This window comes from Cohnella soli (genome assembly GCF_042655525.1).
Classification (GTDB): domain Bacteria; phylum Bacillota; class Bacilli; order Paenibacillales; family Paenibacillaceae; genus Cohnella; species Cohnella soli.
This window is the reverse complement of record NZ_JBHSMI010000013.1, coordinates 140474-164777: the sequence shown is the minus strand read 5'-3', so window position 1 is coordinate 164777 and position 24304 is coordinate 140474. Positions and strand designations below refer to the sequence as shown.

Sequence of the window (24304 nt, the reverse complement as noted above, 5' to 3'; positions counted from 1 at the left end):
AACAGTTCCGGGCTCACAATAAATAGAAACCAATTCGTCTCTCCCTCCGTAGTTAGAAAGAGAGCATAGATGACGCCAAAGGAGAGAATTGCATTGTTCTTGCATTTTCTAGTGGAACCCGCACATAAGATAGCATTTCTAGAGCTTGCCAGCCGAGTGGCGGCTTGCGACGGCTACGTCAATCTTAACGAGCACAATTATATTCTCGGCTGGAAGCAGGAACTCGGACTCGGCGATTGGGAGCCTGACCCGGCGTTGTCGACGACTCCGCTTGCCGAATTGCTTCGCGATGTGAAGGACGAAGCGGTGAAAAACGTATTCCTCGCGGAAATCGTGCTGCTGTCTTACGCAGACGGCAACTTTGACGAAGATGAGCAGCGAATCGTCGGCGAGATGAAACAAATATTCGGTTATTCCGACGAAGCATTCAAATGCTTCAAAGATTGGGCGATTCGCTACGACCAACTTAAAATTGAAGGCATGCAATTGATTTTGCAGACGTCCGCCGCATCACATCGGACAAAAACATGAAATCGATTGGCGGTATCATTCTCGTCTTATTTTTCCTGTTGGAATTAGGCGCAATTGTTGCGTTCGGCTACTGGGGATATCATGTCGAAGGTGGAACGGCGATTAAAGTGCTGTTGGCGATCGTTGCCCCATTGGCGGTCGCTATTGCATGGGGGATGTTCCTGTCCCCGAAGGCTTCTGTTCCCATTTTCTCTTTCCCTGCGCGAACGGCTCTTAAGCTGGTCGTATTCATTGGGGCTTCGGAAGCGTTATATGCAGTTGGGCAAAGCTCGCTTGGAGCGGCTTTCCTGGCAGTATCCATCGTGATCGTGGCGACGGTGTTCCTGTTGAAGCTACATGAAGTGAAGATGTGAGGGCCGCGTAGGGGCGGACAACGAGGATAATTCAACGACAGGATAATTCAATGCCCGTTGACCAACCGCCGAACGATCACTATAATAACTCTCAAGGCAATGACCGGAGACATGGTTTCCTTCAAGGCCCGCTCAGAGAATGGGGTGAAAGGTGCGAGCCCCTGCGGAGACCGGATGGGAATTACCCCTTCGCAGCCGCGACGATGAACTCTCGCCAGGCCGTATGCGCGAGACAGTAACCGCTGCCGACCGATCCCCGTTAACGGATTCCGAAATGAGGATTTGCCATGGCGTCGCTCCAAGCGCAGGGCAGATCGAATGAGGGTGGAACCACGAGCTGAACGCACTCGTCCCTTCGCGGGATAGAGGCGTTTTTTTGCGTTCACCATTCATTGTCCCAGGCGCGGAAAGCGTCGGGGAACACATTTCGAGGAGGTTGTTGTCGTGGCGATTCAAGTGGGATTGGCGGACGGAAGCGTAAGGGAGTTCGAGCAAGGGACGACAGTCGGAGAAGTGGCGGCGGCGATCAGCACAGGGCTTAAGAAAAATGCGGTCGCAGGGAAAATCGACGGCAAACCGGTCGATCTCGGCTATCCGCTCGAGAGGGACTGCGCGGTCGAGATTGTGACGCTCGACGGCAAAGACGGGCTCGGCGTATATCGGCACAGTACGGCGCACTTGATGGCGCAGGCGATCAAAAGAATTTACGGCGACAAAGCGGTGAAGCTCGGCATCGGTCCGGTCATCGAGGATGGATTCTACTACGATATCGATATCGAGAAGCCGCTGTCGGTTGATGACTTGTCCGCGATCGAGGAAGAGATGCGCCGAATCGCGCGCGAAGATTTGCCGATCGTCCGGCGGGCGGTCAGTCGCGCCGAAGCGGAGAAGATTTTCGCGGAGCTGGAAGATCCGTATAAGCTGGAGTTGATCCGGGATTTGCCGGCATCGGCGGAGATTACGGTGTACGAGCAAGGCGAGTTCATCGACTTGTGCCGGGGGCCCCACTTGCCATCGACGGGGCGGATCAAGGCGTTTAAGCTGACGAGCGTTGCGGGCGCATACTGGCGCGGGGATGCCAAGAACAAAGTGCTTCAGCGGATTTACGGAACGGCTTTTCCGAAGGAAGCGCAGCTTGAAGAGCATCTTCGCCTGCTAGAGGAAGCAAAGCTGCGGGATCACCGGAAGCTGGGCAAGGAGCTCGGGCTGTTCATGTTCTCGGAAGAAGCGCCGGGCATGCCGTTCTACTTACCGAAGGGGATGACGATCCGCACGGAATTGGAAAATTTCTCGCGGGAGACGCAGATCGGCCAAGGGTATGAAGAGGTACGCACGCCGCTGATGATGAACAATCGTATTTGGGAGCAGTCGGGCCACTGGGACCATTACAAGGACAATATGTATTTTACGGAAGTGGACGAGACGAAGTTCGCGCTGAAGCCGATGAACTGTCCGGGCCATATGATTATTTACAAAAACGAGCTGCATTCTTACCGGGACTTGCCGATCCGTTTGTCAGAGTTCGGTCAGGTGCACCGTCATGAATATTCCGGGGCGCTGAGCGGGATGATGCGGGTGCGGACGTTCTGCCAGGATGACGCGCATATTTTCGCCCGGCCGGATCAGATCGAAGCTGAAGTCGGACGCGCGATCGACCTCATCGACAAGATGTACAAGGAATTTGGGTTTGCGTACAAAATCGAACTGTCGACAAGGCCGGAAGATTACATGGGAGCAGAGGAACTGTGGGACGTCGCGGAAGCTTCGTTGCAAAGCGTGCTCGACAAACGGGGAGTCGCGTATCAGATCAATGAAGGGGACGGGGCGTTCTACGGACCGAAAATCGATTTCCACATTCTAGACGCGCTCAAGCGAAGCTGGCAATGCGGCACGGTACAGCTCGATTTCCAGATGCCGGAGAAATTCGAGCTGTCGTATGTCGCGGAAGACGGGCAGAAGCGGCGACCGGTCGTGCTTCACCGCGCTATCTTTGGCTCCATCGACCGTTTCATGGGCATTCTGACGGAACATTATGCCGGAGCATTTCCGCTTTGGTTGTCTCCGGTACAGGTAAAGTTGATTCCGGTATCGGATCGGTACGCGGACTTTGCATACGAAGTCAAGCGTGCGCTGGCGGACGCGGGCATTCGTGCCGAAGTGGACGGCCGCAATGAGAAGCTGGGCTACAAAATTCGCGAAGCCCAGCTTGAGAAGGTTCCTTATATGGCTGTGTTAGGCGAGAAAGAGAAGGAATCCGGCACGGTGTCCGTACGCAAGCGCGGCGAAGGCGAACTCGGAGCGATGGAGGTCGGCGCGTTCGCTTCGCATCTGCGCGAAGAGATTCGGGCGAAAGCGTAAGAGCGCGTTCGGGTTAGGGGCTATGGGAGGCTACTTCAGTTCCCGGGCACGGATGGCATTCACACATTCCCGGACCGCTTGGACGACGATCTCAGGCTCGGAAAATTGCGGGAAATGGCCGCTGTTCGCAGCGACGATGTGCTTACTTTGGGGGCTGAGGCGAACGTAAGCGAGTTGATTGCTGCGGCGGAGATCGAGCGCTGCTCTCGACGTCAGCCAGGAGGGAGGTTGCTTGCCTCCGGTGACGACAACGAGCGGGACGTCGGGGAAAGCGCCGGCCAGTTCGATCTGGTCGGCAGTTCGTCGTACGAACTTCGTCTCCTTGAACTCGTTGGGGCGAGAAAGCGCGCCGAGTAGACGATTAACTCCCCGTACGAGTCGGCTTTGAAGCTGCTCGATGTCGAGATCGCCGGGATGGCTTGCTTCAAGAAGAACGACGCCGGCGACTTCACCCGGGTGCAGCCTGGCGAACAGGTTTGCATACAACCCTCCGAATGAATGACCGACGAGTAAGTAAGGGGGAACGGCGCCTGCGGCGACAAGTAGTTCGCGGAGATCGGCGACTACCGTTTCCCCGTCCTGCGGGCGGCGGGGCCTGTCGCTTCCGCCGATACCGAAGCGGTTGTAAGCGAACACGGCACTTTCGGCGGATAAGCCTTCGAGCACTTTGTACCAGCCCTCAAGCGGGCCATCGCTCCCGTTAATGAGTACGATCTTCGGCGTACCCTCTCCGATGACGATGTATTTCATTGTCCCTTGCGAGATCGATGAGATACGGCGAGGCGGAAGCTTCATATGCAATCGACTCCTCTTCGCGATAGTAGTAAAGTATACGGCAAGGTTAGATCACCGTTTCGCCGGGAAGAACCGAATAGGCGTTCCTTTCATAATATAGGCGCATACATGCGTGTATACGAGAAAGGAACGTGCAGTATGCATTATTATGACCACTACGCTGCCGAAGCGGGAATTCCCGTGCGCGGTTACTTCGCCGGCTACTATGTTTCCGGTCATCCGCTCGCGCCTGTAGGGTACCGGCCTTGGACAGACCATTTGTCGGCTAGCTCTCTTTATCCGTCGACACAGACGCAACCTCTGACTTTCGTGCTCGTCCATGGCTCTTGGGCGGACGCGAGCTTCTGGAACGGAGTCGCGGGCGAGTTGCGGAAGATGGGTCACAAGGTGTTCGTTCCGGAATATCCCGGGCATGGGGCCGATACGAATACAAACGTCACGCACGGAATGATCTCGAAAGCGGTCGCGGATTACATCATCGCGAACGACCTGCGCGATGTAATTCTTGTCGGGCATAGCTTCGGCGGCTCGGTTATCCAGAAGGTGGCCGAGCTTGTCCCGGACCGGCTGAAAAGAATCGTGTTCATCGATGGCTTCGTCATTCCCGACGGACAATCGGTGGCGGATCAATTTCCCGATTCGATGCGCCAAGGGTTCGAGCAGCTTCGCCGGATGTCGAAGGACGACACGATTATGCTTCCGTTCGACGTGTTCAGGGATACATTCGTGAACACGGCCGATCTGGCGACCGCACGCAAGCTGTATTCGGAGATCAGGCCGGAACCCGCGAAACCGCTGTTCGAGAAGCTGGATACGAAGAAGTTTTTCAGCTTGAACGTCCCGAAGAGTTATGTGTTTTTAATGGAGGATGCCGCGGTGCCGCAGGCCGAAGGCTTCGGCTGGCATCCGCACATGTCCAGCCGGCTCGGCCAATTTCGGCTGATCAAGTCGCATGGAGACCATATGACGCAGTTCCGGACGGAACCGGCGTTGCTGGCACGCAAGCTTTACGAGGCTTCGAGGGATTAAAGGAGCAAAGAGTTCGCATGACAGGCGAACGTCTCTATTCACACGTGAAAGGACCTCAATTTCCACCACTTCAATGTGGGGGCTGAGGTCCTTTCTACGACGGTACAATCGACGATAGCTTCGAATAAGCGTTGAACGATTAACAACCGGACGAGCGTATGTGTATGAAAATTCGTATAAAATCGGGTAGGTTGGCAACCGGACTAGAGTGTGTGTATGAAAATTCACACAAAATCGGGTAGGTCGGCAACCGGACTAGAGTGTGTGTATGAAAATTCACACAAAATCGGGAGGATCCGCAACTGGACGAGCGTATGTGTATGAAAATTCGTACAAATTCGGGCAGAACGGCAACAAAACGGGGTATGTGGACGAGAAACACGCGGGGCACAAAAGATCGCAAAATGGCTTTTGGGACAGTCCCTGCTCGCGAAAGCGGCCAGCGTGACTGAGTAGCCAGTAGCCCGGTATTTATTTGCGGGCTCAATTCATTTTCTTGCGTTTACCCCGCTTGCGCTGCAGACGCTTCTTTCTTAACGACAGCCGCCGATTTGCGGTTCGTCAGGAACAGCGTCGCCACAAGCGCCAGAGCGGCCAGACCGACGACGAACAAGTAGGCGTCGCTCGTGCCTTGAATGGAAGCTTCGACGACAAGCTGCTGTTTCGACAGCGAAGCTCCGGACGCCATAAGATCTTCTGCATGGCCCTTCGTACGGGTGGAGAGAATCGTGACGAGCAGCGCCGTACCGATCGCGCCGGCCACTTGCCTTGTCGTATTGCTCGCGGCGGTGCCGTGGGCGTTCAAGTTCCCGGGCAATGCGTTTAAGCCAGCCGTCGTGACCGGCATCATCAGGAACGACATGCCGAGACGGACGAGAACGTTCATCATCATAATGTAGCCGTACGACGTGTCATCACCTAGAGAAGACATGCCCACGATGCCCCCGATCGTGATCAACAGACCGAACACGGCAAGCAATTTGGCGCCGAATCTGTCGTAGAGCTTGCCGGCTACTGGAGACATCAGTCCCATTAACAATGCGCCGGGCAGCATCAGTTCGCCGGATTCAAGCACCGTGTATCCTCGGGAAGTCTGCAAATAGAGCGGAAGCAGAATCATGTCCGCGTACATCACCATCGTGACCATCACGTTAACGATCGCTGTAACGGAGAAAGCCCGGTAACGGAAGACGCGCAAATCCAACAGAGGCTCTTTCGAAGAGAGCTGTCTAAGACAGAAGACAACAAGAAGGACGAGGCCGATCGCGATGCTGCCGAGCACTTCCGCATCGTCCCAGCCTTTGCCGCCAGCGCTGCTTAAGCCGTAGAGCAGACCGCCGAAGCCCAGCGTCGAGAGCAGGACGGAGAAGAGATCGACTCGCGGTCTCGACGTCTCCGAGATGTTGACCAAATACTTGAACGACAAGACGATGACGAGGGCGACCAACGGCAACATACCGTAGAACATCCAGCGCCAAGAGAAATGCTCGATGACGAGTCCGGCCAGCGTCGGTCCGATAGCGGGCGCGAATATCATCGCGAGTCCGATCAAACCCATGGCGCCCCCTCGATTTTCCGGAGGGAATACTTCGAGAATGACGTTCATCAGCAGCGGCATAATGATGCCGGCCCCGGCAGCTTGAATCAAACGGCCGGTCAGCAGCACTTCGAAGCCGGGAGCGACGGAGCAGATGACCGTTCCGACCAACAAGAGCACCATGGAACTGATGAACAATTGCCGCGTCGTGAATCTTTTCATCAGATAGGCGGTAATCGGAATCAGAATACCGTTGACGAGCATGAAACCCGTCGTCAGCCATTGGGCCGAAGAGGCGGCGATATGGAACTGTTTCATCATTTCCGGCAAGGCGACACCCATGACCGTCTGGTTGAGCAACGACAGAAAAGCTCCGACGATAAGGACGAACAGCAACGGTCCTTTCTGGATGCGCCTTTCGGCGGTCGGAGCGGAGTGAGCGGATAATGCGGCTTTCATGGCGATTCAACTTCCCCTTTCCGGAGTGCGAGTCCGTTCGACTTTAAGTCGCATAGTTGACACGATGTCTATAAAAATCTAGCATGAATGACAGTAAGAAATCCATTTACACATTAAGCCGACTTATCGATTACTCGACGCGAATCCGTTTACATGTTGAGAAAAGCTCGAAAGTTAGTCACGGAGGCGAGTAAATGCCTAATGGAACGAAGAAAGTAGATCCTCGCGTCAAACGTACGAAACAGATGTTTAAGGATGCTCTCGTTTCCTTGCTCCGGGAAGGGGATAGCAGCAAAATTACCGTTCAAAGCGTCGCGGATCGGGCCGAACTGAATCGTGCGACGTTTTATTTGCATTACCGCGACCTCGAGGACTTGACGGAGCGGATGCTGGACGACATTCTCGCGGAACTGTTTGAATCGATGATGGGGCAGACCAACGCCACTCCGTTGCCGGCAAAATTGGACGAGCCCCCGCAACAGTTGCTCTCGTTGCTGGAGCATGTGTACCGGAACGCCGCTTTGTACAATGTGATGCTGGAGAACAGCGTCGTTTTTCGCAAACGTATGCACGGCGTTTTTATGAATATCACAGCGCTCGGGGAGAAACGCCGCCAGGAGGAAGGCCGGGAACTGGCAGTGTCGAAGGAGATCATTGCATCGTCGCTGCTGGGCATCGTGACGTGGTGGCTGCAGGAGGGTCTTCCTTATAGTCCGGCTTACTTGGCGAAACAAATGATGCTGATGGGAAAAATGAAAAAATAACGACCTGACGGGAGGGGATAGAGAATGGAACTGGGAAACGTGGACAAAGAGGTCGGGGAGCGAGCGCTTTGCTGGGTGGCGGAAGCCGTTCATCCGGGAGCAGAAGTGATAAAAGCGGACAGGCTGCTGGGAGGCATATCCACGCCGATCTATCGATTAAAGCTGAGAGCTGAAGGCAATGAGCGCGATGTCGTCCTGCGTTTATTCAAGGACGAAGATTGGCTTAAGCAGGAGCCGGATCTTGTCAGTCGGGAAGCCGTAAGCCTGCGCCGCGCCGCGCTGAACGGCGAAGTGCCGACACCGCAGGTGATCGCAGTGGACGAAACCGGCGCAACATGCGGTGTGCCGGCTACGCTCATGTCTCGGCTGAAAGGGAGCGTTGTGCTGGAGCCGGCAGACAGGGGAGGCTGGTTGGATGGTTTGGCACGGGCGCTCGTCGCCGTGCATCGCGTGGAGCCAGGCGACTTGCCGTGGGGTTATCGTCCCTATTCCAACATAGCCGATCTGGATGCGCCTTCCTGGTCGAGCATCCCGGAACAATGGAAGCGGGCGGTTGCCATCATAGAGGCGACGCGTCCTGCATTCGTCCCGCAATTTATCCATCGGGATTACCATCCGGCGAACGTGCTGTGGTCAACGGATGGCGAGGTGAGCGGAATCGTCGATTGGGTGAACGGCTGTATTGGCCCGGCTGGCGTCGACGTCGGCCACTGCCGCGTTAATCTAGCTCAACTGCATGGCGTAGATGCGGCAGACGAGTTTCTGGAACGCTACCGCGAGCTTGCGGGAGATCGATTCGATTACGACCCCTACTGGGACTTCGTCACGTTGTTCGATTTCGGCGACGAGGAGCCGGACGTGTACCAGGGATGGACAGCACTTGGCATGACCGGACTGACCAAGGAACTGATCATCGAGCGTCTGGATACGTATTTGCTGAGTTTGCTGGAACGAATCTCGAATGCAGGAAAAAACGGCCATTAAATTCCGATTGACACGCTTGGTATTATATCTTACGATCTATACATATTTAGATCGGATCGACATTCATCTGTCTCGTCCGATAACCCGTCGAGGAGGATTCCCATGAGCATCGTCTCCGCTAGCAACACGAACCCGCTTTCAATCCGCAATACGGTCGCCATCGGTATCGGTTCCGCATTATTCGCCATTCTGGGCAGATTCGGCTCCATCCCGTCCGGCCTTCCGGATACGAACATCGAGACGACTTACGCCCTGTTGGCGCTATTCGCCATTTTGTATGGGCCGCTTGTCGGGCTGCTCGTCGGATTTATCGGACATACGCTGAAAGACGCTATTTTCTATGGATCGCCCTGGTTTAGCTGGATTATCGCTTCGGCGGTTGTCGGCCTGATCATCGGATTTGCGGCAAGCCGCATCCGAGCGCGGGACGGAGAGTTCGGCCGCAAGGAGATCATTACCTTCAACATCATGCAGGTTGCGGCGAACGCGTTCGCATGGTTCGTGGTCGCCCCGACGCTGGATATTCTCATCTACGCGGAGCCGTCCGGCAAATCGTATACGCAAGGCTTGGTAGCCGGCGCTTCCAACATCGTGACGGTAGCTATTCTCGGCACGTTGCTGTTGTCCGCCTATGCAAAGACGCGAACGAAGCAAGGAAGCTTGACGAAAGAAGCTTAATGAAGGAAGCTTAAAGCAAGCGAACCCCGACTCCGAAAGCCGGCAGCGAATGCCGGCTTTTTACTTGATATTTAAGAATGTAGAGAATCCGCGGAGAACTCGTTCGGCCGGTTGGATGTTTGATGGAAAAATAACAACGATAAGCAGTTAAAATGCGACACAGAGCGGCGAGCGGCTTAAATAACGACGATTGCCAGTTATTTTCGCAGAAATGCTGCAATTGGGGCGTAGAAGAGACAATTAGTTGGAGTATCGCAGTTATTTGTGCAATCGAATGACTTTTCAAAAGAATGAAGTGGAGTTTAGTTATTATTTTGCAGCCAGAGGAAGTGCAACGTTATGGACAACCGGCTCCGCGAGCCGATTATCGAGTTCGACGGGTTCAGCTACCAATACAGGGTGCAAACAAGCCCTTCCCTCGTCGATATCGATTTGAAAATATACGAGGGAGAAAAAGTGCTTATCCTCGGGCCGTCCGGCTCGGGCAAAAGCACGCTGGCGCACTGCCTTAACGGCATGGCGCCGTATTTCTACCCCGGCACCGCGACCGGCTCGCTGAAGATCGGCGGCGCGGAGACGAAGGGACTCGACTTGTTCCGTTTATCAGACCGGGTCGGCACCGTCTTGCAGGACCCGGACGGCCAGTTCGTCGGCTTGTCAGTTGCCGAGGATATTGCTTTCCGGATGGAGAACGACGCAGTTCCGCAGTCGGAGATGATTGCACGCGTCAAGGAAGCCGCAGCCGAAGCAGGCATGCTCGAGCATCTGGAAGCTTCCCCTCATTCGCTCTCCGGCGGGCAGAAACAACGCGTAACGGTAGCCGGCGTCATCTCCAGCGGCGCCCCCGTTCTTCTTTTCGACGAACCGCTTGCCAATCTTGATCCCGACGCGGGACGAAGGGCGATCGAACGGATCGACCGTATTCATAAAGAGACGGGCAAAACGATTCTGATCATCGAGCATCGCCTCGAGGAAGTGCTTCACCGTGACGTCGATCGGATTATCGTCATTTCGGACGGAAGGATCGTCGCGGATCTGAACCCTGACGAACTGCTGACTTCGTCGCTGCTCGGCGAGACGGGCATCCGCGAGCCGCTTTATTTGACTGCGTTGCGCTACGCGGGCGGCGAGTTCGAGGCGTGCCATCGACCGAGTCGTTTGGATGCGATGGAGCTTGAGCCGTTCGCCGATAAGCTTCGGCAATGGAACGAAGTGCGGCCGGCGCTTGCGCCGGAATCGGAAGTCGGCGCTGCCGCCGAGCGATCAACGGAATCGCTCCCGCCGCTGCTGGAACTGGAGGGCATCGGCTTCGGCTACGAGCCGGGTAAGCCGATTTTGCGCGACGTCTCCCTCCGCATCCGCAAAGGCGAGAGAGTCGGCATCGTCGGCAAGAACGGCGCTGGAAAGTCGACGCTGTCTAAGCTGATCTGCGGCTTTCATAAGCCGACCGCTGGCCGCATTCGGTACGAAGGCCGGGACATCGGCGCCGATACGATCAAGGAACGGGCGCAGCGGGTCGGCTTCGTCCTGCAGAATCCGAACCATATGATCTCGAAGACGCTCGTTCACGAAGAAGTAGCGCTCGGGCTGATGACTCGAGGGTTCGACGGGGAGGAGACGGCGAAGCGCGTACAAGAAGCGCTTCGCGTGTGCGGGTTGGCCCCGTACCGCAACTGGCCGATCTCTGCGCTCAGCTTCGGCCAGCGAAAGCGGGTCACGATCGCCTCCGTGCTCGTGCTGCAACCTGAAGTGCTTATCCTCGACGAGCCGACGGCAGGGCAGGACTACCGGCATTACAACGAGATGATGGAGTTTATTTTGCGGCTGAGCGAAGAGGGACTTACCGTCCTGTTTATTACGCATGACATGCACTTGCTGCTTGAATATACCGATCGGGCCGTCGTGCTCGCAGACGGGGTGCTTCTGGCTGATGAACGTCCGGAAGAGGTGCTGACCGATCCGGCGCTTGTCCAGGCGGCGTCGCTGAAAGAGACGTCGTTGATGGGGCTGGCACGCAGGGCAGGCTTGCCCGATCCGAGCGGGTTCGTGAGGACGTTTATTGCCGAAGATAGAGGAAAGCGGGTGCGTTCCAGATGAAAATGCTCGCATACACCAAGCTGGACTCACCGGTACATCGGCTGACCGGGGCGACGAAGCTGCTGTTTTTCGCCTTATGGTCGGCGGCTGCGATGATGACGTTCGACACTCGTTTTTTGATCGGTTTTGCCGTATTCGGACTTATTATGCTTCGCATCTCCCGGGTTCGGCTGCGCGAATATTCGTTCCTGCTCTATGTCATCGGCGTCTTTTTCCTGCTGAACCACGTGGCGATCTACCTGTTTTCTCCACAGGAGGGGGTGGGCATCTACGGAACGAAGCACGTGCTGCTGGAGCTTCCGGGGCGCTACAACGTGACATTGGAGCAGTTGTTCTATCAGCTTAACATCGCGCTGAAATACGGTGCGGTTATTCCAGTCGCGTTCTTATTCGTCCTTACGACGGACCCCGGCGAGTTCGCCGCGTCGATGAACCGGTTGAAGATCAGCTACAAAGTGTCCTACGCCGTGTCGATCGCGCTGCGCTACATCCCCGACATTCAGAGGGACTTCCAGAACATCTCGTTCTCTGCCCAGGCGAGAGGGATCGACATTTCGGCGAAAGAGAAGTTGGGCAAAAGGCTGCGCAATGTCATCGGCATTCTCATGCCTCTTATTCTATCGAGCATCGAGAGAATCGAGACGATCAGCGCGGCGATGGAACTAAGAGGGTTCGGACGGCACAAGCGCCGGACCTGGTACAAAGATCGGCCGTTCGTCGCCGGGGACTACCTGACGATTGCATTTATGGCGGTCGTGCTGGCTGCGCTTGTCTGGATGACAATTGCACGCGGCTCGCGGTTCTACAATGTATTTGTTTAGCTCCTGCGGTGGCGGGGACTTAGATACAAATTCTCACCGCCGTGTCTTTCGAATTTAACTATTAAAAGTCTGGTGGGAACATCCATATGTTCACCAGACTTTTAACGAAACTTTTGTAGTTTATTGAATTCAGTTTGTGCGAAAATCCACAAAATAACGGAGAAAATAAACCATTTTCCCAGATGGTTTATTTGTTCGTTTAAAGGAATTAACGAATGATTGAACCAATAAACATTGATCACGGAAAACAATTCGCCGCCGGTTAAGATTTGAGTGCTTGCATATATCGCCACTAGCACCAATGCCCAACCTGTATTACGACACAGAACCATAGTTAAAAAACCAAGGGAGGAAAAAAATAGTGATTCCAGCCCTATTTGAGTAAAAAGAGAAATAAATAACGATTCATCATAAAATGGATCTATCGCGATCAAAAGGAGGCATATCAATATGAGATAAAGTAAAGAATAGACAGATATACGATATGTTCCCCACATATATTTGGAGACGGAATAACTGAACAGAGTTTCTCCTCCCGGCTCTTCAATGATGTCTTTAAGCAGAAATATCGGCCACCAGGCGCCAAATATAGGAATGCAAGTTTCTATCCCTGGAATAAATGATGCAACAGAATGGTTTTTGAATAGCCCGTAAACAAAAAGCAGCATGATAACCCCCAAAGGTATATATGCATTGCCGCCCATTGCTTTCCAATCAAATAAAACAGTCATTTTTCCCTTCATGATTTTTCCCTCTTCATTAAGTATAGATAACCATCCTCAAGCGAAGGGGATAGCATTTTCCCATTCTCAGGTTGGATTTCTGAAAGTGTTTTTACACGGTAACTATCCTCTTCGCGATAACTCGATATGACATTCCAGTCGTACGGAATGTTGTGAAATTGCTCAGGAGTTACTGTTGTTTCCCAGACCTTCCCTGCTGCAGCTTGTGAAATATCTCGTATATTACCCTGGATCAGTACATTCCCGTTAAACATGATAGCTGCCTGGTCGCAAGTTGTCTCGATATCCTCGACGATATGGGTAGATATTATAACAATCGATTGATTTCCAACTTGTCTCAATATTTTCCGAAATCGTATCCTTTCCTCCGGATCGAGACCTGACGTGGGTTCATCTACGATCAGAATCTGCGGTTCGCCCAGCAATGCCTGAGCAATGCCTACTCTGCGAATCATTCCCCCCGATAGCTGGGCGATCTTTTTATGTTGATGCTCCAATAAATTTACTTGCTCCAACACCTCATTAACTTTTTGTCTGATGTTGTGCTTCAACCCTTTTAAGACTGCAATATGCTGCAAAGCTTCGTCTACTTTTATTTGCTTGTATATAGAGAAACTTTGGGGCAAATACCCTACAATCGACTTGAATTCATTTTCTTGTTTGATTGAATAACGCCCGAATGTGATTTCACCTTTATTGGCAGGTATAATAGTTGTCAATATTCGCATCAAGGTTGTTTTTCCAGCACCATTTGGGCCGAGCAATCCAAACATACCTCGTTGAATATTCAAATGAATATTATTCAGCGCGGGATTTTTACCATAGGTTTTAGAAACCCCTTTAATCTGTAACGATTCCACGTGATTAGTCCGCCTCCTTTGATCCTACTAGAGAAAAAATGTACTCCCAGTCCAACTGTTCGGGTTGCTTAAGATGGCTATACCATTCTCTGAAAAATGATTTCATCTTATCGTTTTCTTCCCAATTTTCATCTGTGTACTGAAGGATTTGCTGGACTGCTTTTTTCTGTCGAGACATATTGTTGTATTCATAATAGTTTAAATCGAGCTTTAATAACGGAGTTCTGTCGATATCGTATTTCTGTGTAGAGGGGAATCGCTTGGAATACCAGTAACTGTAGGCCTCGACAAACATCGTATTCATTTCTTCTCTTTGATTGATCGTGTTAATATCACGAGTTAAAGCTGATATTACTGCAGGTACTAAAGCTGTCTCGGAAACCAATAACTCTCCGTCGTTATATTGCTGATTTATTCCGATAATAGCATGGTCTTTCATTATCCAAATATTTGCTGGATACTGTCTTGATTCGGGTGGAATTGTTGCAAAAAACAATTTTTGAGGAAGTTCGTGAGCGCTTAACCCCAAATCTTCTTGGATTTGGTTCGTAATGTTCCGTAATTCGCTCAAAAATGTTTTAAATGTATTTGTCATTTTATACAACGAGATTGGAGAGTAGATGGATGCTCCACCTACTGAATGGGAAGAAATCGGGCCGGCAAAAATCGAAATTCCCGCCGAAGAACTTCCCTTCCAGACACTATCGCCAGCTGCTTGCAAGTTAGTATAAATTGATTTAAATCCGTCAATTGTTAATGTGTACTGCACATCATAACGCGGAAAAGAGGGGTATCGAACAATTTGAATTTCTTTCGCCTTCATGGCCGGATAAGTGCTTGGTACAGGGTACCAAGCAAAGTAACTAGGGAGCATAACGGCTTGACTATTTGCAAAAAAATAAGGCGAACTTAATCCTTCGTACACCATGTTCAATACTAACGTGTGGTTTGCTTTATAACGGTTTGGGAATTCGAGTTCTAAACGATCTTGATCTTGTGAGAATTTGATAAAGCGACCTTCGCCATCGATTATTTTCTTCACTTTTAAGTCATGGTAAAGAGTAAATATAATTTTGTTGCCGTCTTGTGAGGGGATTAACTTCATTTGAACATCGGCAGAGATTTGACTTTTTAATTTAAGATGGATGTCATACGAATCAACCTTAAAGGCTGTTGTTTGCTCGGAGTTCTTCGCGGGCCTATAGTTGCTGTAATATGTATAATCATACTTCATAACAGAATTAATCTCGTGTGCGGTCGCTCGTACTACATCAAATTTGCTTGTTAGCCCAAAAGCCGAACTAGCCAAAAACATGATTGCCAAGGAATAATACACAGCTTTTTTTAATTTACTCAATTGTAAATAACGTGTACTCATCACAAAGATGGCTACAACAACCCACCAACCTTTTTGGATCCATCTCAATCCTTCTAAAGGCAATCCATAGGATGAATCGTAAAGAGCATGAGGATCTGTTTGCCCCAGGTTTAACCACTCTGAAACTTTCATGAGATCTACTTGAGTAAGAAGCGAAATGCTTTCAAATATCCCGATATTAAGAGGACCAAGAGCGATCCAAACGAAGCCAAGAAAAACATAAATGCCCCGGAAATTTAAAAAGGATCCTAAATATGCGCCAAATGAGGCTGCAATAAAAAACGGGATAGACCAGTATAAAATGATGTATTTTACTGAAACACCACGAAAATATGCAGGAACCTGATAAACTGAATAAAATACAAACAAAATAATGAAAGAAAGCACTGTAAACACAATAATTCCGAGGGTGATGGAAATCAGTTTTCCCCATAGCTTGGCCGATTTAGCACCCGGCATCGCTGTAATAACTTCATCACAATTTGAGTTTTTTTCCCTTCGTACCAGCTCAAATCCCAACATCAAGAATAAAAAAATACCCGCTTGAACAATGTAGGCTGAAGAAATTAACGCTCCTCCGGGATCAAACATATTGAGTTTATCATTTAAGATCAAACCAAATATAAGGCAGGGGACAATCATTGCGGCCCAGAACCAGATTCTTCTAATAATCAGGATGATTTCAATCTTCATTGAGTTGAGAATCTTCAACAAAATCTTCCCCCTCGATATCTAAAATGGGGAGCGAAGGAAACTTCACTCCCCACTGGAAATTAATTTACTGCAGAACCATTGCCACTGCAACCTGTATGATTAGGGCCATCAGGATCTAACCAGACATAGTAATTATAAGATGAAACTGAAGATTTGTAGGACGCCGTAGAATTAACTGGCAACAAAGCCCCGTCAATTCTAGTGTCGTAACTCCAAAATGTCGAATCGTCCTTATACAGTTCAACCCAGAGACGCTCGGTGGATACCGCATTGTTTTTACCGGATACAGCTATAGTGCCATTCATTTGGACAATACTTCCCGTTGCATAGGTGTCATTAACACCGATCGTCGCACTACTGGTTGCAGCGAAAGCGGTGTTAGTAAGCATTAGGGCGGCAAATACGCCCAGCAATATTAGTTTCTTCTTCACGAAGGATTCCTCCTAAATTTTTTTGGATGCTGGCCAGCATTTCCAAGAAAACCATAACATATAATTGATGTCGAATTGTTGCTAAAAATAGCAACTCATTCGACATAAAGGCTATTAAATCTCCTTGTCGGGGAGAAATACGTACCCCACACCTCTTACTGACAGTAAGTATGTTGTATTTATTTCGCCAATCTTTTTTCTAAGTCTGCTTATAAATATTTGTAGTTCCCGCTGGCTAAATGTTGAATCGTACTGGTCGGATAAATAATCCGTGAGTTCCTTGTATGTTGCAATAGACCCTGCCTTTGCATTCATTCGCTTAAGAAGTCGAATTTCTTGTTGGGTTAATGCACAAGGTAAATTCTTGTTCACAAAAACGGATCTTTCAAAGTCAATATAGCAATCGTCTTGAAGATATACTCGATTTTCTTCGTTTAAGGCCACTATTCGCCCCCCTCCACCTGTAGAGTAATCAGATTTCATTGATGGTTTTGCAAAACTAGAGCTGTCCAGTGAGTCCTTAAATCTCACTTTTTCTGGAAGAAATATAACAAACATAGCATAAAATGCGATAAAACATCAAGGGAATTTCCCTCAATTTCCCTTAATTGAATGAATGGTGGTGAATCGTCGATAAAAATAGATACTCCTGTCGTCGCAAAATACGATATGCTGTTTCTAAGTAGAACATCCATTGTTGACCAGATATATACAATCGATTTTCTTTTAGGGAGGCGACCATGTCCGCGATAGTGATCACGAAGCAACAGGCGAGAAAATATTTGCTGAAGTACCACGGGTTAAGCGGCGATTTCCAATTCCGGGGCAAAGAGGGGGTTATGGCGTACATTCGCCGCGTCGGATGTATCCAGTACGACCCGCTCGACGTCGTCGGGATGAATCCGGAGCTTGTGCTGCAGTCCAAGGTGGAAGATTTCGACCGCAACATGCTGCCCGAACTGCTGTACTCCGATAGACGGCTCGTCGATTACTGGGACAAGTGCATGTCGATTTTTCCGGTGGAGGATTGGCCGCATTTTGCTCGGCTACGACATTATTATGGGGCGTGGTCTCGTGCCAACAAAGAGACCGTCACGCGGGTACGGGGCGAAGTCGAGAGCCGGGGCGTGCTTTGCTCGAGCGATCTGGAAGACGATGAGAAAGTCAATTGGGCTTGGGGGCCGACGAGATTATCCCGGGCTGCGCTCGAAGCTATGTATCATGCCGGGCAACTCCTCATTCATCATAGAGCGCACACGCGCAAATATTACGATCTGGCAGAGCGGCTGCTGCCGACAGAACTGCACGCCGCCGAAGATCCTTTCGAATCCGAGAGCGATCATTACGCCTGGTTTGTGCTTCGCCGGATCGGCAGCATCGGGCTGCTGTGGAATCGTCCGAGCGACGCGTGGCTCGGCATTCGCGGGATGAAAAGCAAGGAAAGAAACGAGGCGTTCGCGCGACTTGCGGCGGAAGGGCTGATCGCGGAAGTTCGCGTCGAAGACGTGAAGCACCCGCTCTATATTCGAAGTGCTGACATTCCGCTGTTGGAGATGACATTGTCGGACGATCTCCCCAACGAACGGGCAAGCGTGTTGGCGCCGCTCGACAATCTGATGTGGGACAGGCCGCTCGTGAAAGAATTGTTCGGGTTCGAATACCGCTGGGAAGTGTACAAGCCGGCCGCCGAGCGAAAGTACGGCTATTACGTGCTGCCGGTCGTATACGGCGATCGGATCGTCGGTCGATTCGATCCGGTGAAGCAGCGCAAGAAGTTGCCGCTGGAGATTCGCGCCTGGTGGTGGGAGGACGGCGTCGATGCCGGGGACGAGCGAATGCGGGAGAGCGTGACCGCTTGTCTGGAACGTTTTGCCGCGAAGCGGGGCACGGTATTCCAAATGGCGGACCACGAGGAAGTGTTGCGGTAACATCGCGTTGGCGTAGATTGACGGGGAGGATTCCATGAGCGAAGAGACGTCCTACACGGCCGAAGAAGTCGCGGCGCTGCTCAAAATATCAAAGTTAAAAGTGTATGATCTATTGAACAAAGGCGAGCTGCCGTCGTACCGCGTCGGCAAACAAAAACGCATCGACTCGTCGGACCTCGAGGCCTACAAGCAGCGCTCCAAGGGCGCTAGCTTTGCGCCGGCCAAGCAACCTCTGAGTGCCCCTGACGCACAGCCGATCATGTATACGTCGCCTGATGCGGGCGCGGTCAGGGACCGAACGCTAATCATCACCGGGCAGGACGTCAGCCTCGATATTCTCGCCCGTCATCTGGAAAGGCGCGTGCCGGACAGACGGCCGCTGCGCTCGTACGCGAGCAGCATGGACAGCCTCGTGTCGATGTACCGGGGCGAAGCGGATATCGTCAGCGTGCATCTGCTCGACGGGGATAGCGGTACTTACAATACGCCGTACGTGCGCAAGCTGTTCGTCGGTCAGTCTTATGTCGTCGTACACCTGCTGAAGCGATCTGCCGGACTGTACGTGAAGAAAGGCAATCCCCGCAAGCTGACGTCGTGGGCGGACTTGGCGCAAGCCGACCTTCGGTTCGCCAACCGGGAGAAAGGGTCTGGCGCGCGCGTTCTGCTCGACGAGCAATTGAGGCTCCACGGCGTGAAAACCGCCGGCTTGCCGGGTTACGAGGAAGAGATGAGCAACCATCTGGCCGTGGCGAGCAAAGTCGCATCGGGAGAAGCGGACATAGGCGTCGGCAGCGAGAAAGCGGCGCGTCTTGTCGGGGGGGTCGACTTCGTTCCGCTCATTCAGGAGCAGGTCGACTTGGTCATGCTGAAGAAAGCGGACAATCGGCCATGGATCGACGGCGTCATCGGCATCCTGCGTTCGGAAACGTTTCGCAACGAATTGCTCCATATGGAAGGTTACGACTTGAGCCGGACCGGCGACATCTTATACGAATCGTAAAAGCGATACGCCCCTTCCGCCGCGATCGTTCGTTGGCGGGAGGGGCGTATTTGTGCTCCGCGTGCGGCGGTATGATCTTATTCTTTCGTAAACCGATTGGCGACCATCAGCATGAGGAACGACAGGGCGATCATCGCGCCCGCCCATGCCCACGCCATCTTCATGCTGCCTCCGTCCGTCGCCACATAGATGGCGGTCGGAATCGTCTGGGTGCGGCCGGGAATATTGCCGGCGATCATAAGCGTCGCCCCGAACTCGCCGAGCCCGCGGCAGAAGCCGAGAATGTAGCCGGCCGTCAGCGAACGGGCGGCTAGCGGCACGGAAATGTAGCGGAACACTTGCCATTCGCTCGCGCCAAGCGCCCGCGCCGAAGCTTCGAGCTCGGTGTCGACGCCCTCGAAGCCGGCTCTCATCGTCCGGTAAGCGAGCGGGAAAGCGACGACCGCCGCCGCGATGACCGCAGCTTCCCACGTAAAGACAATGGGCTGGCCGAATAACGACTCGTACCATTTGCCGAGCGTGCTTCTGCGGCCGAGGCCGACGAGCAGAACGAAACCGATGACCGACGGCGGCAACACGAGAGGCAGCAGAATTATCGTCTCAACGATGCTTTTGCCGATGAAACGCGCTCTTGCCATTTTCCAGGCGAGCAGTACAGAGAAGACAAGCACGATTACGCTGGCAATCAGCGAAATACGCGCCGAAAGCCCGATCGGCTGCCAGAAATCCGAAGCGTTTATCGTGATCACCAACCGTCGTTTCGTTTATTTGATTTGTTTATTTGGAGAGGTTAAACCCGTACTTCTGGAACACGGCCCCCGCATCCGCGGTTTGCAAGTAGGCGTAGAAAGCTTGCGCTTCTTGGAGATGTTTGGACTCGCTGACGACACCGGCCGGATAGACGATCGGCGCGTGCACTGTCGGCGAGATTTTCAAAGCGACTTTCGCTTTTTTCGAGATGAGCGCATCGGTCTTGTACACAAAACCGGCTTCGACATTGCCCGTCTCGACGTAGGTCAGCACTTGCCGCACGTCTTTGGCATAGACGAGTTTGTCTTTAAGAGGGTCCCACACTTTGCGAGCTTCGAGTGTTTCCTTGGCGTATTGTCCCGCCGGCACCGACTCGGGCTGCCCGATCGCGATTTTCTTGATGTCTTTGCCTGTTAATTCCTTAACCGTCGAGAACCTCAGCTTGGAATTCGCGGGGACGACCATAACGAGATCGTTCTCGAGCAACGTCTTCTGTTCTTTAATCAAATCTTGATCGACGAGGGCTTCCATCTGTTTCTTGCCAGCGGAGAAAAATAAGTCGGCCGGAGCGCCTTGCTCGATCTGCTTCTGCAACGTACCGGAAGAACCATAGTTAAAAGTGAGATCGATATCGGGGTGGGTTTTCTCATACTGTTTCTCGATAGCGTCCAGACTGTCTTTCAGACTTGCCGCCGCGGAGACGAGCAATTCCGTCTTCTTCGGTGCAGCGACGGCCGGCTGAAGCGGTGCAGATGATACGGCAAATAGTGATAGCGCAACGAATAGAGAACCAAGCCGGAAACGCCTTGATTTTTGCATAAAAAATCCTCCATCTGCTCTTTTAATGTTAAATATTTTAACACAACACAAATCTATTTGGTATGTTTTCGTTATGTTTAGATATAAATAGAATATGATTTTGCCAAATAAAAAAGAATCGGCAGCAGCCGATTCTATAGATCCGTGGGATCGGCGATATCCATCAACAGGATGACGGTTGGGCCGAGCGGGATGGAGACGGTACGGATCCAGGCATGCGTCTCGAGATCGGAATAGCGAAGAGAAAGCCTCGCCTCGACGCGGGAATGCTCGTGTGACAAGTGGGGAACGAAATACGGTCTCCAGCTCCAGTCCGCGTTGCGATATTGTGTCTCGACACGCCATCCTTCCCGATCCGTCCGCATGTAGTTGGAGGAGAGTTGAACGCCGTCGTTGTCGCACACGTAGACGCGTAAGCAAGAGATATCCAGAGCCGGAAGCAGTCGTTCGATAGCGCGGTCTGCCAGATCGGGCTCAGTGAGTTCGGATGTGTGGCCAATGTCATTAAGCCGGAGGGTGTCGATGAGCGCGCTACCGACGTCGTCCCAGTGGCTGATCGATTCACGAAGCCTTCTCCTGTTATTGCTTAACTCAGATTCGATCAAGGAAGTAAAAGCATCCGCGGAATAGAATTCCGGTACCGCCGGAGAGAAGAGATAGCCCTGCACGTAACGCGCTCCGATCTGAACGGCACGCTTCAGGTCTTGCTCGCTCTCGACGCCTTCAATCAGCAATGAAGCGCCGATCTGTTCAGCGAGCGAAGAGAAAGATCGTAAAGTACCCAAATACCCGTTGTGATTTGCGCTTTTTTTCATCAGGAGAACATCGACCTTCAGCAGGTTGGGTTGGATTTCGGCGATTCGGTCGAAGTTGCTGAAGCCTGTTCCGATATCGTCGATCGCGATCTGGCAGCCGGCCTCCCGGTACAGATTGATGATTTCCCCCAGTTCGGACATCGAACCTTTGAATTCCCCTTCCGTGATCTCGATGCAGATCCGGTTCGGTGGAATCTCGTATTTCTCCAGCAATTGTAAAGTATGAAGCTCGCCGATCAGCTTATATTGCTCGTAGATCCAGGAGGGCTTCAAGTTGACGAATAACATGGGCGGATTCTTGATCGTGCTCAACTTGGCCAATGCCTGCTCGCGGAGCAGTCGATCGACCCGCACGTGCTCTTTAACCGATATGGAGTCGTCCGTGAAGAACGGTCCGAGACTGCGGACTGCGCCCTCGACCACTTGCCTGCCGAGCGTCTCGTATCCGACGATGCTCCGGGTTTCCAAGGCGATGATCGGTTGAAAGTAGGTGAGAAGCTGGCCTGTTGGCGCTTCCGCAGGGAGTGATTTGCGGTTGGAAAAGTTACTCATAGGAACCCCTTATCCGATACGTGTCAGAAAATCTGACATTCTAACAGCTAGGTTGATTGTATCGGATAATTGCGGCTATGCATATACCGGATTTGTCGAACTTATTAATAATTTGTCGAAAATATATTAAGCAGCAGCCGCATTCGAGGGCGCCATTGCCTTGGAGCGCAGCGATTGACGGCTTTTGCTTTGGAGGAATGAAATCATATAAGACGTCGCGGCGATGGATAAAATCGAGAAGAAGCCTTTGTCGACCGATAGCGTGGAGAAACCCGCGAAGACGGTCAGTCCGTCGATTGCGAAATTCGTTTTGCCCGGATTCCATCCTTTGAATTGCTGAAAATATTTGACGAGCACAGTTGTCCCGCCCATCGAAGTGTCGTTCCTGAACAAGACATGAACACCGAAGCCGATAATTGCTCCGCCTACGAGCGCACCGCCGATTGCAGGCAGCTCGAATCGCGGCAGCCATTGATCGAGCGAACTGAAGGCAGTGAGCAGAATGATCGCGATCAAGGAACGAAGCGTAAAGTCCCGGCCAAGCTTCATGTAGGAGAAGGCGACAAGCGGAAGGTTAATCAGGAGAAAAGCATAATAGAACTTGACGCCGAGCAAGTAGGAAAGTTCGAGCGCAATGCCCGCCGTTCCGCCGGTGATGATTCCGGAATGTTGGAGAATGATCAATCCGATAGCCGTGACGAAGCATCCAAGTGCAATTTGCAGCCATAGCCCGCCGATTTCTTTCGTTCGTGCGCTCATTGCGTCCCATTCTCCCGTCGCTTTATCTCGCTTCCGTACGCTCATTTCATGATATAATACGCTGTGCAGGTTCTACATAATAAAATGAATGCAATATTGCAAAATAGCGATCGATATGAATTGAAAATAAATCATTCACCTTCGAAATGAAATGGAGCGGTTTCAATGGATCAACTGGATATCGCCTTATTGCGCGCATTGCAGGAGGACGGCCGGATGACGGTCAGCGAGCTTTCCAAGAGATTGGCGCTTAGCCGTCCGAGCGTCTCCGAACGGTTGCTTCGTCTGCAGGAACGGGGAATTATTCTCGGCTATTATGCCCGTGTGTCTCCGGCGGCGATCGGCCGAAACATTCAACTGATCATCCAGATGAGCGATCTGAAAATATCCCCGCAAGAATTCGAGCATCGGATCGCGGACGATGCAGATATTCTGGAATGTCATCGCGTGACAGGACTCGCCAGCCATGTGCTGAAAGCCGCCGTCACCGGGATGGACGCACTGACGAAACTCGTGGAACGGTTGATGCCGTACGGGACCGTGAACACGTCCGTTATTCTCGCATCGCCGGTGAACAATCGTATGATTCTTCCGGGGGAATGAGCGGGATTGACGGCTAGAAGGAATGATGGTAATTTTGTGTTTAGTTAAATATTTAACTAAATGGAGCGCGAATGATGGATATTCGGGAATACGTCGACAATCAGCCGCCGAAAGTACGCGCGTTCTTCGCCATGGTCGACGCGACGGCGCATTTGATCGGATTGTCGGAGAAATATTGGGCGTCGCAGGGGCTGAACGGAGCGAGAATCCGTATTCTCGTCGAGATCGCCAAAGCCGGAGGAACGATTCTTCCGTCTGTTCTAGCCGGACGGATTGGCGTGACGAAAGCGAATATTAGCGTCCTGCTCGTTCCGCTGGAACAGCTCGGCTTCATTCGTATATCCGAGCATCCGGAGGACGGGAGGAAACGCAGAGTCGAGCTGACGGGGGAAGGCGAGGCCATTCTGCTCGAGAAGCTGCCGGGTAATCGAGACACGATTTCCACTGGGATGAGCAGCCTGAACGAAGCGGAGACCGAACAATTATGGCATCTGCTTAGCAAGTTGCACCGCTCTCGGGAGTAGTGCGACTTGTCGCGTTCATATA

At 52.1% G+C, this 24304-nt stretch carries 24 protein-coding genes; 13 read left to right on the top strand and 11 right to left on the bottom strand.

Annotated features, from left to right (window positions below):
• The first annotated feature begins 93 nt into the window (after positions 1-93).
• From ACFPOF_RS07660 to thrS, 3 genes are all read left to right on the top strand, one after another.
• Positions 94-531, top strand: a complete 438-nt coding sequence (locus ACFPOF_RS07660) for a tellurite resistance TerB family protein (protein WP_378131217.1) — start codon at positions 94-96, stop codon at positions 529-531.
• A complete protein-coding gene (locus ACFPOF_RS07655; protein ID WP_378131215.1) occupies positions 528-884 on the top strand; it encodes a YrdB family protein in 357 nt (118 codons plus the stop codon). Before ACFPOF_RS07660 ends, ACFPOF_RS07655 begins: the two co-directional genes overlap by 4 nt.
• 444 nt (positions 885-1328) lie before the next feature.
• Positions 1329-3242: a threonine--tRNA ligase gene (gene thrS, locus ACFPOF_RS07650; protein WP_378131213.1), complete on the top strand. Its 1914-nt coding sequence runs from the start codon at positions 1329-1331 to the stop codon at positions 3240-3242.
• Between the two features lie 30 nt (positions 3243-3272).
• Here the strand turns inward: thrS and ACFPOF_RS07645 are convergent, their stop codons facing one another.
• A complete protein-coding gene (locus tag ACFPOF_RS07645) occupies positions 3273-4037 on the bottom strand; it encodes an alpha/beta fold hydrolase (protein ID WP_378131211.1) in 765 nt (254 codons plus the stop codon).
• Positions 4038-4175: 138 nt separating this feature from the next.
• Here ACFPOF_RS07645 and ACFPOF_RS07640 point away from each other — a divergent pair, with 138 nt between their 5' ends.
• A complete protein-coding gene (locus ACFPOF_RS07640; RefSeq protein ID WP_378131210.1) occupies positions 4176-5066 on the top strand; it encodes an alpha/beta fold hydrolase in 891 nt (296 codons plus the stop codon).
• A gap of 502 nt (positions 5067-5568) precedes the next feature.
• On the opposite strand, the gene ACFPOF_RS07635 is transcribed toward ACFPOF_RS07640, so the two are convergent.
• Positions 5569-7062: a DHA2 family efflux MFS transporter permease subunit gene (locus tag ACFPOF_RS07635; RefSeq protein WP_378131208.1), complete on the bottom strand. Its 1494-nt coding sequence runs from the start codon at positions 7060-7062 to the stop codon at positions 5569-5571.
• 194 nt (positions 7063-7256) lie between these two features.
• Between ACFPOF_RS07635 and ACFPOF_RS07630 the strand changes: the two genes are divergently transcribed.
• The 5 genes from ACFPOF_RS07630 (at position 7257) to ACFPOF_RS07610 (ending at position 12406) form a co-directional block, all read left to right on the top strand.
• Positions 7257-7826, top strand: coding sequence for a TetR/AcrR family transcriptional regulator (locus tag ACFPOF_RS07630; protein WP_378131206.1), 570 nt, complete (start codon positions 7257-7259; stop codon positions 7824-7826).
• 24 nt (positions 7827-7850) lie between these two features.
• Positions 7851-8810 (top strand): phosphotransferase family protein, encoded by a 960-nt coding sequence (locus ACFPOF_RS07625; protein ID WP_378131204.1) that lies wholly within the window; start codon positions 7851-7853, stop codon positions 8808-8810.
• A 102-nt stretch (positions 8811-8912) separates the two neighbouring features.
• Positions 8913-9488, top strand: a complete 576-nt coding sequence (locus ACFPOF_RS07620; protein WP_378131203.1) for an ECF-type riboflavin transporter substrate-binding protein — start codon at positions 8913-8915, stop codon at positions 9486-9488.
• Between the two features lie 339 nt (positions 9489-9827).
• Positions 9828-11585: an ABC transporter ATP-binding protein gene (locus ACFPOF_RS07615; protein WP_378131201.1), complete on the top strand. Its 1758-nt coding sequence runs from the start codon at positions 9828-9830 to the stop codon at positions 11583-11585.
• Positions 11582-12406 carry an energy-coupling factor transporter transmembrane component T family protein gene (locus tag ACFPOF_RS07610; protein ID WP_378131199.1) on the top strand — a complete coding sequence of 275 codons (825 nt, stop codon included), beginning with the start codon at positions 11582-11584 and terminating at the stop codon, positions 12404-12406. Before ACFPOF_RS07615 ends, ACFPOF_RS07610 begins: the two co-directional genes overlap by 4 nt.
• 101 nt (positions 12407-12507) lie before the next feature.
• Here the strand turns inward: ACFPOF_RS07610 and ACFPOF_RS07605 are convergent, their stop codons facing one another.
• The 5 genes from ACFPOF_RS07605 to ACFPOF_RS07585 form a co-directional block, all read right to left on the bottom strand.
• The gene (locus ACFPOF_RS07605; protein WP_378131197.1) at positions 12508-13149 is read right to left on the bottom strand and encodes a hypothetical protein; all 642 of its coding nucleotides are present in this window, start codon (positions 13147-13149) and stop codon (positions 12508-12510) included.
• Entirely contained in the window at positions 13146-14009 is an 864-nt protein-coding gene (locus ACFPOF_RS07600) for an ABC transporter ATP-binding protein (protein WP_378131195.1), read from the bottom strand. The genes ACFPOF_RS07605 and ACFPOF_RS07600 overlap by 4 nt, the downstream gene beginning before the upstream one ends.
• Before the next feature lie 4 nt (positions 14010-14013).
• The gene (locus ACFPOF_RS07595) at positions 14014-16098 is read right to left on the bottom strand and encodes an ABC transporter permease (protein ID WP_378131193.1); all 2085 of its coding nucleotides are present in this window, start codon (positions 16096-16098) and stop codon (positions 14014-14016) included.
• A 62-nt stretch (positions 16099-16160) separates the two neighbouring features.
• Positions 16161-16532: a hypothetical protein gene (locus ACFPOF_RS07590; protein ID WP_378131192.1), complete on the bottom strand. Its 372-nt coding sequence runs from the start codon at positions 16530-16532 to the stop codon at positions 16161-16163.
• 114 nt (positions 16533-16646) lie between these two features.
• Positions 16647-16976, bottom strand: a complete 330-nt coding sequence (locus tag ACFPOF_RS07585) for a helix-turn-helix domain-containing protein (RefSeq protein ID WP_378131190.1) — start codon at positions 16974-16976, stop codon at positions 16647-16649.
• A gap of 296 nt (positions 16977-17272) precedes the next feature.
• On the opposite strand from ACFPOF_RS07585, the gene ACFPOF_RS07580 reads away from it, so the two are divergent.
• Both ACFPOF_RS07580 and ACFPOF_RS07575 read left to right on the top strand, forming a co-directional pair.
• Positions 17273-18460 carry a winged helix-turn-helix domain-containing protein gene (locus ACFPOF_RS07580; protein WP_378131188.1) on the top strand — a complete coding sequence of 396 codons (1188 nt, stop codon included), beginning with the start codon at positions 17273-17275 and terminating at the stop codon, positions 18458-18460.
• A gap of 34 nt (positions 18461-18494) precedes the next feature.
• Positions 18495-19460, top strand: a complete 966-nt coding sequence (locus ACFPOF_RS07575; protein WP_378131187.1) for a substrate-binding domain-containing protein — start codon at positions 18495-18497, stop codon at positions 19458-19460.
• Between the two features lie 77 nt (positions 19461-19537).
• Here ACFPOF_RS07575 and modB read toward each other — a convergent pair whose 3' ends face one another.
• The 4 genes from modB to ACFPOF_RS07555 all read right to left on the bottom strand — a co-directional run bounded on the left by modB (position 19538) and on the right by ACFPOF_RS07555 (position 23155).
• Complete coding sequence (gene modB, locus ACFPOF_RS07570; RefSeq protein ID WP_378131185.1) at positions 19538-20209, bottom strand: molybdate ABC transporter permease subunit; 672 nt, start codon at positions 20207-20209, stop codon at positions 19538-19540.
• Between the two features lie 28 nt (positions 20210-20237).
• Positions 20238-21029 carry a molybdate ABC transporter substrate-binding protein gene (gene modA, locus ACFPOF_RS07565; protein ID WP_378131183.1) on the bottom strand — a complete coding sequence of 264 codons (792 nt, stop codon included), beginning with the start codon at positions 21027-21029 and terminating at the stop codon, positions 20238-20240.
• Between the two features lie 134 nt (positions 21030-21163).
• A complete protein-coding gene (locus ACFPOF_RS07560) occupies positions 21164-22396 on the bottom strand; it encodes an EAL domain-containing protein (protein ID WP_378131181.1) in 1233 nt (410 codons plus the stop codon).
• A 126-nt stretch (positions 22397-22522) separates the two neighbouring features.
• Positions 22523-23155 carry a YitT family protein gene (locus ACFPOF_RS07555; RefSeq protein WP_378131179.1) on the bottom strand — a complete coding sequence of 211 codons (633 nt, stop codon included), beginning with the start codon at positions 23153-23155 and terminating at the stop codon, positions 22523-22525.
• Positions 23156-23320: 165 nt separating this feature from the next.
• Here ACFPOF_RS07555 and ACFPOF_RS07550 point away from each other — a divergent pair, with 165 nt between their 5' ends.
• Both ACFPOF_RS07550 and ACFPOF_RS07545 read left to right on the top strand, forming a co-directional pair.
• A complete protein-coding gene (locus ACFPOF_RS07550; RefSeq protein WP_378131177.1) occupies positions 23321-23758 on the top strand; it encodes an Lrp/AsnC family transcriptional regulator in 438 nt (145 codons plus the stop codon).
• 71 nt (positions 23759-23829) lie between these two features.
• Entirely contained in the window at positions 23830-24282 is a 453-nt protein-coding gene (locus ACFPOF_RS07545; protein ID WP_378131175.1) for a MarR family winged helix-turn-helix transcriptional regulator, read from the top strand.
• Positions 24283-24304: the final 22 nt, after the last annotated feature.